Source organism: Gillisella vitis, from assembly GCF_021559775.1.
GTDB classification, from domain to species: Bacteria; Pseudomonadota; Alphaproteobacteria; order Rhizobiales; family Rhizobiaceae; genus Allorhizobium; species Allorhizobium ampelinum.
Window position 1 is genome coordinate 110,225 of sequence record NZ_CP056051.1, and the last position, 16,107, is coordinate 126,331.

The following is a 16,107-nucleotide window of genomic DNA, read 5'->3' on the forward strand; positions in this document are numbered from 1 at the left end:
AACAGTCCCGAGCGTGAGATCGGCACTTAGCCGCCGAGACCTCGGGAAAGCACATGGACTGTTAGAGAAGCGGGCGAGAATTTCGCCCGCTTTCGTGTTTCCTGGCGGCATTGTCCTTGAGGGGTTCGTTGTTTTTTTCCTGATAGGGCCGTCGCATAATGCGTTTGTATGCAAGCTGATCTCTCTTGGCGAACTACCAAGGTAGCTGTCTTCCTCGGCTAGAATTCTAAATAATAGAATCGTTAAGCTAAATAATATCGAATAAAAGAATTTCGTTGACACCCTGCCGATTCTCTGGTCAGTTTTCGGCAACAAAAAGAAAAGTGGGAACTGTCCTGAGTGACCGCCAATGAACCGGTCGTTCCAGGGTGAGAGGTGTAACCGAAGTGCATCCGCGCTCGAGTCTTGCCTCAGAAAAACTTACCAACCTGAAGAGGTCTAGGTCGTGAACGACGGACCTTTGGCCGTGGTTTCGGCTGCGCTTTCGTATGCACTTCCGTTTGATGGAGAGGGAACTCATGAAAAATTTGAAAACGGGTTTCGGCGCGCTGGTTCTTGCCAGCCTTCTTGCCGGCGGCGTGATGGGGCCTTCGCCCGCATTTGCCGCCAAGACAACACTGACATTGGGTGCGGCGGCAAATGATGTCGGCACGCTTGATCCACACTACGCGACGAGCACATCCGACAGAACCCTGGTTGCGTGGATTTACGGCGCGCTCGTCCGGTTTGCTCCGGGATCCACTGATCCGGCAACGCTAGAACCTGATCTGGCCGAGAGCTGGCAATCCAGCGACGACAAGCTCGTTTGGACCTTCAAGTTGCGGTCCGATGTCAAATGGCAGGCTGGCTATGGTGAAGTCACCGCTGATGACGTGGTGTTCAGCCTCGACAAGGCTCGCGATCCGAAGCGATCCGCGTTTTCTGCCGATTTCGCGGCTTTCGACAAGGTCGACGCGGTCGATCCTCACACTGTCCGCATCACGCTTTCGAGGCGCGTTCCGAACCTGCTTGGCCTCGTGACGAACTACGCCGGCGGCTTCATCGTCTCAAAGAAGGCTTTCGAAGAGCGAAAGGAAGGTTTTGCTCGCGCGCCGGTCGGGTTTGGTCCGTTCGAGGTCAAGTCGATCGTCGCCGGTCAGAATGTCAGCTTCGTTGCCAACAAGGATTACTTCCGGGGTGCCCCCAAGCTGAGCACCCTCAACTACCGCTTCATCAACAACAATGCGTCGCGTGACCTTGCCTTCGTCGCCGGTGAAATCGAGGCCGCTGCAGGTCTTGCCAACAAGAACTGGCTTCAGCGGACCGAACCGCTTCCGGGCGCGGTGATCGATGTGTTCTATCCGGCGGAAGTCAGCCTGCTCCATATCAACATCACAAAACCTCCGTTTGACGATATCCGTGTACGCGAGGCTCTCGCCTACGCGGTTAACCCGCAAGCAGTCGTCGAATTCAAGGGCGCACGGTTCACAACCCGGCCGACATCCGTCGTCCCGTCGAACAATTTGGGTTATCTCAAGGATGCAGGCGTCTTCCCTTATGATCCGGCAAAAGCAAAGGCCCTTCTCAAGGACGCTGGCTTTGGAGATGGCCTGACATTCTCGATGCTGTCGAGCCAGCTGCCGGAATACGAGACCACTGCCCAGGTCCTCCAGGGTCAGGTTGAGGATTCAGGCATCCACATGCAGTTGCAACCGGTCGAGCACGCGAGCTGGCATCAGATGATCCGCAAGGATCTAAGCCCCGTCGTACTTTACGGAGCGGCACGCTTCCCGATCGCCGACATCTTTCTCACCCAGTTTTACGATTCTGCTTCGATCGTCGGCCAGCCAGGCGCGGTAACGAACTTCAGTCATTGCAACGTCGCGGACAAGCAGATCAGAGAAGCTCGAACCGAGATCGATCCGGCCAAGCAGATTGCCCTATGGCAAGAAGCTCAAAGACTGATCCTGAAAAACGTATGTGCGATTCCGATCACCGAAACAAGCCAGGTGTGGGTCCACAATCAAAAGCTCAAATGGGGCTTTGACCTTAAGGGATCGATGTCGCTCGGTCCGTTGGTCACCGAAGCGACCCACTTTGAAGACTAGAGCGATGTAGACGCGCTCCAGAAAATACAGGCACGAGGGCCTTGAGGCCGGAACAGCTTCCGCTGTCCGGCCTCTCAATATTTAGAACGCACAAGCTCCGTCAGTGCGCTGCAGGCGCGGTCTGATCAGCTGACTCGCGCTGCGTCAGGGCAGGCATTCCCGCAACTGACCGACCTGATCTTCGACCCAGGCATCGTTCATCATGTCGAGTGGTGCGTTGAAGGAGAAGGCCATGTTGACCTCGTACATGCCTGAAGCCATCCGCGGCAGGCCCACGCCGCCTTCTCCGAAAAAGAAGAAGCCCTGGTTGACGGCGTAGCCGCGCTGCTTTGCCTCAAGCACCTGGTTGCGAATAATGTCGCGGTCCACAGGACGTATTGACGGATGGGCCTGATATCGCTCGGCATTTGCATCGAGGATCTGCTCAACGACATTCTCCGCGAGTAGCGACATCAATGCGAGGCTGCCGGCTCCCACGCCCATCGGAACCCGGGCGCCGAGGCCCATTGCAAACTGGTGCCGAGAAGAGCGGCTGATCATTTCAGCGCAGATCGCGTCGATACCAGACTGAACAAGGAGATATACATTGAACCCGGTTCTGCGGGCGAATTCGGTCATTCCGGGACGATATCTCTGGACCAGAGGCTCAAGTCGTTCCTGCCGACGCGCAAGCATCGGTACGGCGGTGCCCAGGCGATAGTGTCCATAACGCTCGGTCGGCTCCGCAAAACCTTTTGACACCATAGCCGCCAAAGTGCGGTGCGCCGCGGGTTTCGCAGTACCTATCCGGCTCGCGATCTCGGCAAGGCTATAACCCTCTGGCCCCACCTCTCCAAGCAGCAGCAATATGTCAAGTGCGCGTTCGGCATTTGAAGAAGAAGCGGAAAATTTCATCGACCGAAAATTCCAGTTAAGAGAACGATTTGCGCTTGATCATGACAACTATCAGAATTTGCGCGGCGCGATGTGTCAATACTTCGCCCAAACACGCAATCCTGTCAAACATTAGAAGGGTTCAGATCCAGATATTTGCTTGAAGCCGCAGGTGGCCAAACGGCGCGTAATCCTAGCGGTGGCAAGTCGCGGTCGTGCTACAGGGGGCTCCCCCACGCAAAAAAACCATCTCATATGCGGCTGGGCATCACGCGAATTGCGGTGCAGTCGCCACTATATGAGATGGGCTTGGAATTCAACACCCGAAGGCGGGAGGTGTTCTTACATGGCCGCCGGAGCGCCCACGTCATGCTCGGAGAAGCGGGTGAACCGCAACGGGGTGGGATCAACGATCGGGTCGTCGTTGATGATCTGATCGGCTGCGAGCCGACCTGCGCCCGGTCCGACGCCAAATCCATGCCCGCTAAACCCGGACGCCACGTAAAGGCCGGGCAATTGAGGAACTGGACCGATTGTAGCGACCGCATCCGGCGTCGAGTCGATCCAGCTTCCCCAGGCGTGGGACACACCGATTCCGGAAAGCTCCGGAAAACTTTCCATCAAAGCCTTCATGGCGAGTTCTACCGTCTTCGCGTCCGGTGCTGGGTTGAGCACCCGCATTTTCTCGAAAGGCGAAACGCTACTCAAAGTCCACCGGGCCAGAGCCTCGGGCCCGGTTACCGCGAAGCGGCTGATCCCGAGCGACAGGCTCGTCGACCAGCGCGCCTTGAACATTGGCATGAACTGCTGCGCATACCGGAAGGCCTGAGGTGTCAATTCGACCTTTGCCCGTCCGCGGATGGAAACGGTATAGCCGCCCTCTGCGCGCGGTCTGAAGGTGAACGATGGGGTGGAGAAACCACCCTCGATCACCTTCGCGCCTGGCTTGGTCGCGAAAGCTGTTGCCCTTACACCAACCTGCGGGAAACTGATCCCATGCCAACGGAAGAACATCGAGGTCCAGGCGCCCGCGGCGCATAGTACGCGTGACGTGCGGATGCTTCCGTTCTCGGTGACGACGCTGTGTATTTTGCCGGCCTGTGTTTCGATGCCTCTGGCGGCGCAGTTCTGGTGGATCGTCGCCCCATGCCTCTGAGCCGCCTTGGCAATAGCCGAGCACGCCATTGTCGGTTCCGCGAACCCATCGGTCGGAGAATGAACGCCGCCGATCCATTGCGTGGTGGAGCCGGTAGCGGCAGCCTTGATTTCGGCACTGGACACCATGCGGCTTTGAACGCCATAGCCGCCCGCCATCTTCACCCATTTTTCCCAACCGGCGAGCTCTTTCTCGCTGCTCGTAACATACATCAGGCCCCTGCGGACAAAGCTTAGATCCGGACCGATTTCGTCGGATAGTTCCTGCCATGCTGCGAGCGACCACTTCGCCAAAGGAAGCTCGCGCTCGTCGCGATTCTGCTGCCGCACCCAGCCCCAGTTTCTGCTGGATTGCTCGGCCGCAACGGCACCCTTTTCGATGACGGCGACGCTGTGACCTTTCTTGGCAAGATAGTAGGCGGCCGAAATGCCGGCGATGCCGCCGCCGATGACGACGACATCGGCTTGCTCGGGCAGCTTGTCGTTGCTGTTCACCCGAACGAGTTTGAACGGGATATCGCGTGATAGAGCGTCCATCGGATCAGCCCTTCGCACGCGCATGGTCGGCAATACGAGACGCCAGCGTCTTCAGATGGCTCTGGATCTCGGGAAGCTTTTTGCCGCGCAAAGACGTTGCTTCGTCCATGTAAAGGCTGCGGTTCATCTCGATCTGCAGGCTATGAATGTTTTCCGCTGGATTGCCGTGTTTGCGGACAGCTTCCGCGCCGATGAAGTGCGCGTTGTGCGTCACCCGATACCCGAAGCTCCGCAAGACTTCGGTTGCAAGTTCAAGGAGATCCTTGCCGCTGGTCTGGCCGTTGCGATCTCCCAGATCGAAGTCCGACCGGCGCTGGCCTGCGTCCGGCGCGCTCGGCGAGGGCATGGCAGGCATCGAATGGCAGCTCAGATGATAGGCGACACCATGCTCGGCTTTGAACTTCTTCAGAAGGCGGGTCACCTCGTTGTGGTAGGGCCAGTAGTAGTTGTCGATACGGCTTGCGACCTCGGCGACCGAGAGAGGCGCATCGTAGACAGGCTTTGTTCCAGCGCAGACCGTGGGGATGAGACCAATCCCCGTCTTCGTCTTAGGGCCGGGCTGCAGAGCCACAGGCCATTCGCCGGTCAGCTGACTCGGGTCGATATCGAGTTCATTCCTGTTGAGATCGATATAGATGTTTGGAAATTCCGCGAAGAGCCAGGTGGCGCCGCTGTCGACGACATCCAGGTAGCATTCTTCGACATACATCGAGATCGAGCGCTGCAGATCCTTCAGAAGAGCAACCGTGCGAAAATCGTGAGGATATTTTCCTCCGCTTCTCGGGGTTTCGAACAGGACAGGTGCGGCAGGGACTGTTGGGTCGACGCGCGTGAACACTCCCGATTTGACATCCATAAGCATTTAAAGTTCTCCGGTGTGGCGTGAGCCGATATTCTTTCATGACGAAACGCGGTGCGGACCCTTGGCCCTGCATCGCGATTGCTCTGCTTCAGTTTTCAGATGGGTTCAGTCGTTAGGCGACCTCATCTGCTCTTGGGCTTGAGATCTGGCCGGCGCGGTCCGCAAGGGCGGAAAGCAATGGGGTGAAACCATCCGTCGTCAGTTTTGAGATAGCGACGAGAATGGTGTTCCTCCCGTCTTCGGTGAGGCTTTCCGCACCGATCAGGCGAAACTTCTCCATGACCTGTTCGGCGCTCATCGGATTTGCGACATCGCCAAGAGGGAAGAGAACCGTGCGGCTCTCCGGCCCATTGCCCTGGTCAATGATGACTCGGGACGGCGTTCCTTTTGGAAAGCTGTCATTGAAATCAGAGTGTGCGACCATCTCGATGCGAGATGAAAGTTCGAGGATTTCTGGGTCCCGCAGGCTCGCGGGGTCCATTGGCTGAAGTGCCTGACGTCCCCGCAAAGCCGCCAGCGCGCAGCTGAAATAATAGCTGTATTGCGCTCCCTCGAGCGAGCGTGGTGCGCGCTCGTTCGACAGCTCGGTTCCTCGCTGAAAGGTCTCGATCCGAAGACTTTTGATCGGTGCATCTGGCCGGCGCAACTCGAGGATCGCGTCGACAGCGCCATGCATGTAACGGCAGCAGGCGTATGGCTTGAGGTAGCAGTCGCCAATCCACCAATGTTCGCCAAGTTCACCTGTCAAAACGGAACGGGTATAGAGCGTCTCGTTGTCGAGTAGATCGAGCGGACCGGTAGCACCAGCCTGGGCTCGGAATGCCGCAGTCAATCCAGCGACAACCGCTGGCGGAATGAGTTCCTTTACGGTGCTTCCCTGATAACGCGAGGTGCCCTTCTTGTATCCGATCGGGCCTTCAGCGCCTGCGATCCCGATTGCGTTCGCCATCTGGGACGGCGAGAGCTTCAAAAGCCTACCAACTGCTGCAGCGACGCCGAAGTTGACCCAGCGGCCACTCGCATAGCTGTCGATCGTTTCCGTCGGGCGGGCGGTCGCGACACGCAGGGCAACATCGTAGCCGATCGCAATCGCTTCAAAAATGTCCTCGTCGGAGGTCCCAATCGCTTGACCGACCGCGATGGCTGCCGGGATGATGCCTGCACCTGGATGGCCAGCGGCGCCCCGATGGCCGTCATCGATGTCGAGCGCGCTCGCGGCCGCCGCGTTCGCCATCGCCGCGCCAGCGATCGACAGGGATTGATCAGTCATCCAGACTGTGGACGGTCCCTTCCCGTAGCTCGCGATGGCAGCACGGCGGGCCGCGAGCGCAAGGTTCGAGTGCAGGCCTGCGGCGGTCGCGGCAAGAAGATCCGCGATCAGGATCGCGCAAATATCCTTGGTCGCTTGCGGCAGGCTACCGGCAGGATGGGTAGCGGCGAAGGTGGCGAGTTGTTCGATTGCATGCATGATAATGAGAACACCGTTTCTTTTTAGAGCACTGACCGTACCGGGGCCTTTGAGCCATTTCCCGCAGGCTTCTTCGTCTGCGAGAGGCGAGGAAGACCCGAGCACCTGCGATCCGATGGTTCGCCTGCTTTCGTCCCGGCACGATCTGGCGCCGTTATTTTCCGATTGCGCGAGCGAGCCCGATGACCCGTTCGAGCAGGACCATGAGGGAGACACTCAAGAGGATGAGGAGGACCGACAGCGCAGCGATCTGTGGGTCGGTTCGCTCAGTCGTGTAACGATAGATTGCCACCGGTAGTGTCGACAGGGACTGTCCAGCCAGGAACAAGGTGATCGCGACCTCGTCAAATGAGATGAGGAATGACAGCAGGGCCGCACCTGTGATCGAAGGGGTAAGAGTAGGCAAGGTAATCCGCCGAAACACCGTAAGCGGCCTTGCGCCGAGGCTCGCTGCGGCCGACTCAATGTCGGCAGGCATCGTCTGCAGACCGGTGACCAATATCCGGATAACGAAGGGTGTCACGATCATGGTATGGGTAAAGACGAGCGCGAAGTACGATCCGTTGAGCTTGAGTTGCACGAACACCAGAAGAAGCCCAAGACCCAAGATGATCGAGGGTACGATCAGCGGCGCCGTGAAGAGCGCGATGAGCGAATTGGCAAACGGGATCTTCGAACGCACCAGCGCGTAGGAGGCTGCGACCCCGAATGCCAATGACAGGATTGTCGCAGCGATCGCAAGCGTCACGCTAAGTTTCAGGCCCGCGAGAAATCGCTCATTGCTCAAAACCGCCGAGTACCACCGAAAGCTCCAGCCGGAAGGTGGAAATGCAAGGTTGTTGTCGGCACTGAATGACATCACGATCGCGGGCAAGAGCGGCGCCAAAAGCAGCCCGAACAGAATGACCAAGAGGCTGCGGCTTAAGATATGGGTCACGACAACACCCCCGATTTAGCACGCGTCCGCATATCCCAGACGCGGATAAGTCCCATGGTGAGAATGAACAGCCCGAGGAGAACCATCGACATGGCCGATGCCAGTGGCCAATCGAGAATTTCCAGGGCCTGGGTGAAGATCTCTGTCGGCAGCAGGAAGACGCGTCCCCCGCCAAGCAGGGCTGGCGTCACAAAAGCCGATATTGCCAACACGAATGTCAGAATGCAGCCAAGCGTGACGCCCGGCAGGCTGAGCGGTAAAGTGATCCGGAAGAACCGGCGTGCCGGCGTTGCGCCCAGCGAACTGGCAGCGTCCTCAACATTCGGATCGATCTTTCCAAAGCCGGACAGCAAGCAAAGAGCCATGTAGGGCATCATGATATGGGTCAGGCCGATCACGACGCCCGGATAGTCGTTGACTAGGCGCACATTGGCGAAACCGATCCAATGAATGAAATCCTCCAGCGGGCGCAAGATTAGCATCCAGCTGTAGGTTCTCACGACTGCGCTGAGGAGGAGAGGTGAGACCGTCAGCAGAACGAGCGTCCCTTTCCACCTTGATGTGGTGCGGTACAGGTAAAGCGCAATCGGGTAGGTCAAAATGCATGCGAGAAGCGTGACCAGCAGGCTCAATATGATCGATCGGATGACGATCTCTCGCGAGAAGGGGTCTGTGAAGAATTTCTCGTATGCGGAAATCCCGAGTTCAGGGATCAGCACGCCGCCTTCAGCGGAGCCATAAAACGAGATCAGGGCAACTGAGAGGATTGGCAAGACAAAGAAGAAGCCGATCACAAGGAGCATCGGGAGGCTGAGCAGCCATCCGACTGCCGCGCCAGCCGACGTTGTTTCGTCGTTGTGAGCCATCAATTCGCCTTCCGTTCGAAGACAAAGCCGCTGGCCACCGGCCAGTCCAATGTGACCTGTTGCCCGGGTTCCAGGCTGCGCCAGGCCGAAGACGAGCCCGGTATTTCCGCTGTCATCGCGATCCCTTGGGTATCACAAGCGACTGAAACGATATCTCCTGCATAGGTGACCTTGCGGACCGAAGCGGGGACGCGGTTTCGCCCAGCCTCGCTCGGGGTTGAGCTCGGCAGGACTTCGATCGAACTTGGCCTGATCAGAAACTGAACGGGTCCCTTGAGCGAAGGCTTGGCAAGCTTGATGGACAGCCCCGTGTCTGTCTTGATCTGCTGACTCGCATCGCCATCCGCATTGCTGATGCCGTCGATACTGTTCACGCGACCGATGAAGTTGGCGACGAAACTGCTTGCCGGGTTCTCGTAGATCTCCGTGGGTCGACCGTACTGGACGATCACGCCTTCATTCATGATGGCAACGTGATCGGAGATTGCCATCGCTTCGGACTGATCGTGCGTGACGAAGATGGCAGTCGTTCCCAGGCGTTGCTGCAGGTCACGAATTTCGTCCTGCATTTGCTCGCGAAGCTTGGCGTCGAGGTTGGAAAGTGGCTCGTCGAGAAGGAGGAGATCGGGGTGGATGACCAGAGCGCGGGCCAGTGCGACGCGCTGTTGCTGACCGCCGGAAAGCTGGCGCGGGCGGCGTTGACCGAGCGCTCCGAGCCTGACCATCTCCAGAATCTCGCCCGCCCTGGATCTGGCTTCCTTCCGGTTGACGTTTCGCATTTCCAGGCCGAACGCGACATTGTCCAGCACCGTCATGTGCGGGAACAAGGCGTAGTTCTGGAAGACGAGACCAATATTTCGTTTGTAGGTCGGCAGGGATGTCACATCCTTGCCGGCCAGCATCACACGGCCGGACGTCGCTCCAACCAACCCTGCGACAATCCTCAAAGCTGTTGATTTGCCGCAGCCTGACGGTCCGAGGAGCGAGACAATTTCGCCAGGTGCAGCAGTGATGTTCAGCTTGTTGAGCACAAGCTTCTTATCGTCATACGACTTTGAGAGGTCTTGGAGACTGAGTTCGGCACCACTTTTCATTTACAAAGGTCCCCTCAGTTCGCGGTAATGACTTTGCGGCGCCATTCCTGCAGCCAGGATTCGCGCTTCGAGACAAAGAACGCCCAGTCGAGCGGCTTCAGTTTTTCACGAATTTCCGGGGTCGAGGCAGTCTTCGACAGGGCATCCTGCGACGGCTTCGCGTCCTTGTTGGTCGGCGAGTAGAACATCAGGTTGGCGAAGGCTGCCTGCGCTTCTGGGCTCAGAGCGTAGTCAATGAACTTCAGCGCTTCTTCCTTGTTCGGTGCACCCTTGACGAGGTTCAGCGTGTTGATTTGGAACATCGAGCCTTCGGTCGGTATGACGACGCTCATATTGCTCTTTGGATCCTTTGCAAAGAACTGGGCGCGCGCGTTCCAGCCTGCGCCCGCCTTGACCGTACCGTTGGACACCAGCTCGTAAGCGTCCGGCGCCGGTGCCCAGGTCTGTACGTTCTTGGCGATCTCCGCGAACTTTTCGACACCCTGATCGACAGATTTCTTCTCGTCGCCGCCGGCTGCCCGGGTGAGCAGGATCGTGTTCATCAAGGCCGCAATTTCGGGGGCAGGCCACATGGCGACCTGCCCCTTTAGTTCTGGCTTGGCAAGATCAGCCAGCGCCTTGGGAGGATTGGCAAGCGAGTTGCTATACATCAACACGGGGTAGTCGAAGGTAATGCCCGGACCGAAACCCTTGTTGATATAGGCTTCGTCGAAGAGATTCTGGCCGTTGGAAAGCTTGGTCAGATCGACCTGATCGAAAATTCCTTCCGTATTGCCGGCACGTGAGACCATCGCGTCCATGATCGAAAGATCGAGGGTCGGATTGTTCTTCTCGGCGCGGATACGGCCGAGATTTTGCGCTGAAAGGTTGATTTCGTTGTAGATGACCTTGATGCCCGTCTTCTTTTCAAAGGGCTCGATCACCGCCTTGCGGTAATTGTCCGCGAACACGCTTTGATACCCAATGATATTGACATCAGCCAAACAGGGAGAGGATACGCTCAGGACAGCAGCGATGGCTGCCAAGTATTTCGGCAATGCGAAGGCCATTTCAATTCTCCTTGTGGTTCGGATAGGAAATCAAGCTGCTCGATCGTTTGTCGGGGTCCATTCCTTGAGATCGACGCCGACCTTCACGCCATAGACTTTCTCGGCCTGCTCGCGGGTCACGAGGCCATGACGGACATCGCGCAGGACCAAAGCTGGATCACGCTCGAGAGGATTGCCGAAACCACCGCCGCCCGGCGTGTAGTGGGTCACGACGTCGCCATAGTCGAGCATTTCGAGTTCGCCGATCGAATGCTCGAGCACTCGTGCGTTCGGTGTTCCTTCGTTAATCACCCAACGCCCGCCGCCACCTGGGAAGCCGCCAGCCACACCCTGGGGGAGTGTGACGGATTTCTGGGAGGTATGCTGGAGTTCCGCCAGGTCGCCCAGCACCTTATAGGCCAGGACCTGACCGACGCCGCCGCGCCATTTGCCGGCGCCTCCAGTTCCAGACTGAAGCTCGCGCTGGACATAAAGAACCGGGCATTCGGCCTCGGTCGCTTCAATCGGAGGGATCGGGCAATTGGTGACGTGGCAAGACATGACGTCGATGCCGTCGGCCTTGGACGTTGCACCAAGTCCGCCCGGTACCACTTCGCCGAATACGCTCGGATTGCCCGTGTCGCGCTCCCTCGCTGAGGTGAAGTTATAAAGGCATCCACAAGAGTCGCCCATGACGCGTTCCGGCACGATCTGCGAAAGCGCACCCATCACGAGGTCCACCAGGCTGTGGCACACCACCATGCGCTGGTAGACAGCCGCAGGTTTCTTGGCGTTTACCAGCGTGCCTTCCGGTGCGATGACTTTGAATGGGCGCTTGTTCCCTTCTGTCGACGGAATCGAAGGGTCGGTCACACAACGCATCGCGTAGAAGATAGCCGCCCAGGTCGTGGCGAGCGGGGCGTTGATCGGTCCGCGGATCTGCGGATCGGTGCCGGTGAAGTCGAAGAGGATGTCGGAGCCAGTCTTGTGGATGGCGAGCTTCAGCTTGTACGGTCCACTCTTGGCGCCGTCATCGAGGATGAGTTCCTCGTGTTCGTAGACACCGTCCGGGATTTGCGAGATTTCTGCGCGGGTACGCTGCTCTGAATAGTCGATCAGCGCTTCGAAGCAACGCAAGAGCGTTTCGCGGCCGTAGCGGTCGAACATGGCTTTCATGTCTTCGGCGGCCGCAGCCACTGATGCGACCTGCGCGAAGAGGTCGTTTTCCATGTTGTCGGGAAGGCGGGTGTTATTGAGGATGATGCGCATGCATCTTTCGTCGACGATCCCGTTTTCGCCGATCTTCATCGGAGGAACGCGCAGGCCCTCCTGCCAGATCTCCAGGTTCCAGCCGCGGGTCGCCATGTTCATGGCGCCGATTTCCTGATGGTGGACCATCAGGCCTGTGAAGCCGACCAGTAAGTCCTCGAAAAACACGGGCATGAACACGACATAGTCGTTCGTATGGGCCGTCGACATCGAGGCACCGCCCGCATAGGGGTCGTTGGTAATGACGATGTCGCCCGGGCGCCATGTTTCCGGCGGGTGGTACTGTTCAAGAATGGTCCGCAGGCAAACGCCGGTGCAGTTGAGGTGGATTGGAATAGTCGCAGATTCCGCCAAGAGGCGTCCCTGTCCGTCGAAGACGGCAGCGGAGCAATCTTCCATTTCCTTGACGATGATCGACGTCGATGCGCGGATCATGCGATGGGCATTGCGTTCGGCGATCGAGGTCAGTGCGTTGCGAACGATTTCAAGCGTTACTGGATCAACGCTTGCGGCGGGGGTGTTCTCGGTAGTGGTGTCCATGGTGAAATCTCCTCAGCGTTCCAGATGGAGGATGCGGTAGGCATCGCAGCGGGCTGTCCAGCCAGGCGGAACGAAAAGTGTGGAACCGGGATATTCGACGATCGAAGCGCCGGGGAAGATGTAGCCCTCGCGCAGGTCGTCCAACCGATAGATCGGCAGCTCTTCCCAGTGACCGGCGTCGATCAGCACCTTGCGTCGGCTGACGACGGTGGCTTTGCCACCCGCCTCGGTCGGGAATGTCGGCCATACGAAGTCAGGTTTCGTCGACATGGCAGCCACGCGCATGTTGACGATCTGGATCGGCTTGCCGGGGTTGTCATAGCCGTACATCTGCTTGTGACGTTCTGCGAAGCGCGCCTGAAGTGCGTCCAGCGCGGCCTGCATATCGCCGGCGGGAAGTTCGAGATTGAGCTCGAAATTCTGTCCCTTGTAACGCAGATCGAGGCTCGTCACGTATTGAGACGTGCCAGCCGCGATGTCTTCGTCCGCGAGAGCCTTTTCACCTTGCTCGATCAGCTCATCAAACCCTGCCGACAGTTCCGCAGCATCCACTTCGCCGAGATAGGCAAGCTTGGTACGGACAAGATCGTGACGAACCTGAGCCGTCAACATGCCGAGTGCAGAGAGATTGCCCGGTGCAGGGGGAATGAGAGCCGAGCGGATCCCGAGTTCTTCAGCTAAGCGGAGGGTGTGAAGGGGTCCGGCACCACCGAAGCCGACAAGCGTGTAGTCTCGCGGATCAAGTCCACGTTGGACGGTGATGAGCTTGATCGCGTTGACCATATGCGCCTCGGCAAGGGCCATGATGCCGCTCGCTGCGGCATCAAGGGAGATGCCGCACGGTTCGGCGACTTTGCGCAAGATGGCTTCGCGAGACTTCGCAGGATGCAGCTTTCGGGCGCCGGCAAGGAAGTATTCCGGATTGAGGCGACCGCCGTAAAGGTTGGAGTCGGTGACCGTCGGGTTTTCGCCGCCCTGACCATAGCAGGCCGGACCAGGAACGGATCCCGCGCTGCGCGGGCCGAGACGCAGCGCGCCGCCCTGATCGACCCAGGCGATCGAGCCACCGCCTGCGCCAATGGTGATGAGGTCGAGCATCGGGAGAAGGAGCGGGTGACGGCCGACGCTCGATCGGGTCGTCATCTCTGCCTTGCCGTCGGTGAGCAGGGATACGTCGGCACTCGTGCCGCCCATGTCCAATGTGATGATCTTGTTGACGCCAGCCTTTTCCGCGAGTGCGGCGCCGCCAATAATGCCGCCCATCGGACCGGAATGCGTCAGTGCCGCGGGAAGCTTCTTGGCCGAGGTGAAGGACATCACCCCACCATTGCCCCGGATGATATAGGGAGCAGGCGTTATCCCCTTTGCGGCAAGCGCGGCAGCCAGACCGTCGAGGTGGCGTGTCAGAGGACCACCAACGAATGCATTGATCGCTGTGGTGCTGGTCCGCTCGTATTCGCGAAACTCGCGGGCAACCTCGCAAGACAGCGAGATCGCAAGATCCGGAAACTTCTCTGCCGCGACCTTACCGATCCGCTGTTCGTGTTCCGGGTTGGTGTAGGAGTTCATCAGGCAGACGGCGACGCAGCGAACCCCTTTGGACTTCAGTTCGGAAAGGCGTTCAGCGATATCGGTGTCGTCGATCGGCGTTATGACCGATCCGTCTGCTGAAATGCGCTCGTTGACGGTCACGCGCAGGTCGCGCGAGATCAGAGCAGTCGGCGGGCGCCAGTGGATATCGTAGACATTCGGGCGGCGCGATGCCCTGCCGATTTCCAGAACATCGCGGAAGCCACCGGTCGTGATGAGGCCGATATCGACTTGCTGCTCTTCGACGATGAGGTTGGTGACGAGTGTCGTACCATAGACGAAGCGATCAACCTCGCTCATCTGGCTGCCGGCGCGCTCGACAATTGTTTCGATCCCCTTGGCGATACCATTGCTGAGATCTTCCGGCGTGGTCGGAACCTTCAATGTGACGATCTTCGCCTGATCATCGTCGAGCAGCACAAGGTCTGTGTGCGTGCCGCCAGTATCGGAACCTATACGAATGCCCATCTACTTCTCCGTTGACACTTGTTGTGGCGGCTTGCAGCCGCCAGTCTGCTGTCGGGGGAGGCTGGTGTGGCCCAACCTCGTAAATGTTCCGGCTGGACCAGTGGTCACAAAGACCCAGCCCGAACGGTGTATTCGCGAAAGGGAAAGCTCAGATCGGCGCCGCGGATTCGGCTTCTCTAGCGGTCACCTCGTAACCGCCGTCATTCTCAAGCTCTAAGAAAATCACGGATTGCCTTCGAAGGCGCTCTGTGACCTGCCCATGTAGCTCGATCATGTTGCAACGAAATCCTCGACAAAAACTGTGACGATCAGCTCTGTCCCCTCAGACAGAGATTAGTTTTTCTTCCTTGGAAAGGAGGCTATCATCGAAAACCAGAATTACAATATGATTTATAAAATAAAAATCGTATCACATTATGATAACAGATACGACGCGCAGGCCGGGAGATGATTTATGAGTGAGAAAAGCGTCGAGGGCGCACAGGTTATCGGCAAGTCGATCGCATTGCTGAAGTTCATTTCCGCGGCGGGATCAGATGGCGCCAAGGTGAAAGACATCGCGGCCGCCTTGAATATGAGCGTGCCGACGATCTACCGCCTCGCGAGAGCATTCGAGAAAAACGGATGGCTCGAGCGGCTCGATCATAAGATGAGTCTCAGACTCGGCATTGAACTCTTTGCTCTCGGCGTCAAAGCCGCAGACGCTGCAGGCATCCGGTCTATAGCCCGTCCTGCGCTGGTTCGCATCAGCGAGGAGGTGGGAGCTACCGTCTTCCTGATGTGCCGCAACGATCATCATGTCATCGTGGTTGATCGCGTATGGGCCGGCCAGAATATCTCCACCCTCACAGATAACGTCGGGAGCATGGTGCCCATGGGGGTGGGCGCGGCCTCTATCGCGATCATGTCCACACTGGACCAAGGCGACGTTGAAGCGCTCACCAGGGCGAACGAACCTTCCTACGAGCGTTACGACCTCACGCGAGCCGTGATCGCTGCCACAGTGTCCGATGCCAGAGAGCGTGGTTACGCCGAGACCCAGTCAACTCTGATTGCCGGTCTTTCCGCTCTTTCCATTCCTGTGAGAAACTTCAACGGCGTTTCCACAACAGCGTTAAGTGTGAACCTGCCGACGGACTTCCTGACCGCCTCGCGCCGGACCCACATCGTCGAATTGTTGAAAGCAGAGGTGGACAGCATCGAGAAGATTGTTCGAAGCTGAGCGTTTGGTCCCGCACCCGCGCCTCTCATGTCGTTAACCCGAAGACCGTGCCTCAATTTTAAATTCTAAATATCGTAATATTTGAGAGCCAAAAATATTAAATAAGAGAAT

Annotated in this window: 12 protein-coding genes; 2 read left to right on the forward strand and 10 right to left on the reverse strand. The window is 58.0% G+C overall.

The features are described 5' to 3' along the window. The first annotated feature begins 518 nt into the window (after positions 1-518). On the forward strand, positions 519-2,087 hold the full coding sequence (locus tag AVCG78_RS26495; protein ID WP_012648993.1) for an ABC transporter substrate-binding protein: 1,569 nt from the start codon (positions 519-521) through the stop codon (positions 2,085-2,087). A 144-nt stretch (positions 2,088-2,231) separates the two neighbouring features. Here the strand turns inward: AVCG78_RS26495 and AVCG78_RS26500 are convergent, their stop codons facing one another. The 10 genes from AVCG78_RS26500 to AVCG78_RS26545 form a co-directional block, all read right to left on the reverse strand. Continuing rightward, positions 2,232-2,981 carry an IclR family transcriptional regulator gene (locus tag AVCG78_RS26500; RefSeq protein WP_012648994.1) on the reverse strand — a complete coding sequence of 250 codons (750 nt, stop codon included), beginning with the start codon at positions 2,979-2,981 and terminating at the stop codon, positions 2,232-2,234. A 321-nt stretch (positions 2,982-3,302) separates the two neighbouring features. Then, the gene (locus AVCG78_RS26505; RefSeq protein WP_049777494.1) at positions 3,303-4,631 is read right to left on the reverse strand and encodes an NAD(P)/FAD-dependent oxidoreductase; all 1,329 of its coding nucleotides are present in this window, start codon (positions 4,629-4,631) and stop codon (positions 3,303-3,305) included. Between the two features lie 25 nt (positions 4,632-4,656). After that, positions 4,657-5,514: an N-formylglutamate amidohydrolase gene (locus AVCG78_RS26510; RefSeq protein ID WP_012648996.1), complete on the reverse strand. Its 858-nt coding sequence runs from the start codon at positions 5,512-5,514 to the stop codon at positions 4,657-4,659. 112 nt (positions 5,515-5,626) lie between these two features. After that, on the reverse strand, positions 5,627-6,982 hold the full coding sequence (locus tag AVCG78_RS26515) for an MmgE/PrpD family protein (RefSeq protein ID WP_012648997.1): 1,356 nt from the start codon (positions 6,980-6,982) through the stop codon (positions 5,627-5,629). 154 nt (positions 6,983-7,136) lie between these two features. Then, positions 7,137-7,919, reverse strand: a complete 783-nt coding sequence (locus tag AVCG78_RS26520) for an ABC transporter permease (protein ID WP_012648998.1) — start codon at positions 7,917-7,919, stop codon at positions 7,137-7,139. Further along, complete coding sequence (locus AVCG78_RS26525; RefSeq protein WP_012648999.1) at positions 7,916-8,785, reverse strand: ABC transporter permease; 870 nt, start codon at positions 8,783-8,785, stop codon at positions 7,916-7,918. The genes AVCG78_RS26520 and AVCG78_RS26525 overlap by 4 nt, the downstream gene beginning before the upstream one ends. Further along, a complete protein-coding gene (locus AVCG78_RS26530; RefSeq protein ID WP_012649000.1) occupies positions 8,785-9,879 on the reverse strand; it encodes an ABC transporter ATP-binding protein in 1,095 nt (364 codons plus the stop codon). The genes AVCG78_RS26525 and AVCG78_RS26530 overlap by 1 nt, the downstream gene beginning before the upstream one ends. Positions 9,880-9,893: 14 nt before the next feature. Further along, entirely contained in the window at positions 9,894-10,928 is a 1,035-nt protein-coding gene (locus AVCG78_RS26535) for an extracellular solute-binding protein (protein ID WP_012649001.1), read from the reverse strand. A gap of 30 nt (positions 10,929-10,958) precedes the next feature. Further along, entirely contained in the window at positions 10,959-12,716 is a 1,758-nt protein-coding gene (locus AVCG78_RS26540; RefSeq protein WP_012649002.1) for a hydantoinase B/oxoprolinase family protein, read from the reverse strand. Positions 12,717-12,728: 12 nt separating this feature from the next. Next, positions 12,729-14,774, reverse strand: coding sequence for a hydantoinase/oxoprolinase family protein (locus AVCG78_RS26545; protein WP_012649003.1), 2,046 nt, complete (start codon positions 14,772-14,774; stop codon positions 12,729-12,731). A gap of 454 nt (positions 14,775-15,228) precedes the next feature. Between AVCG78_RS26545 and AVCG78_RS26550 the strand changes: the two genes are divergently transcribed. After that, complete coding sequence (locus tag AVCG78_RS26550; RefSeq protein WP_012649004.1) at positions 15,229-15,996, forward strand: IclR family transcriptional regulator; 768 nt, start codon at positions 15,229-15,231, stop codon at positions 15,994-15,996. Positions 15,997-16,107: the final 111 nt, after the last annotated feature.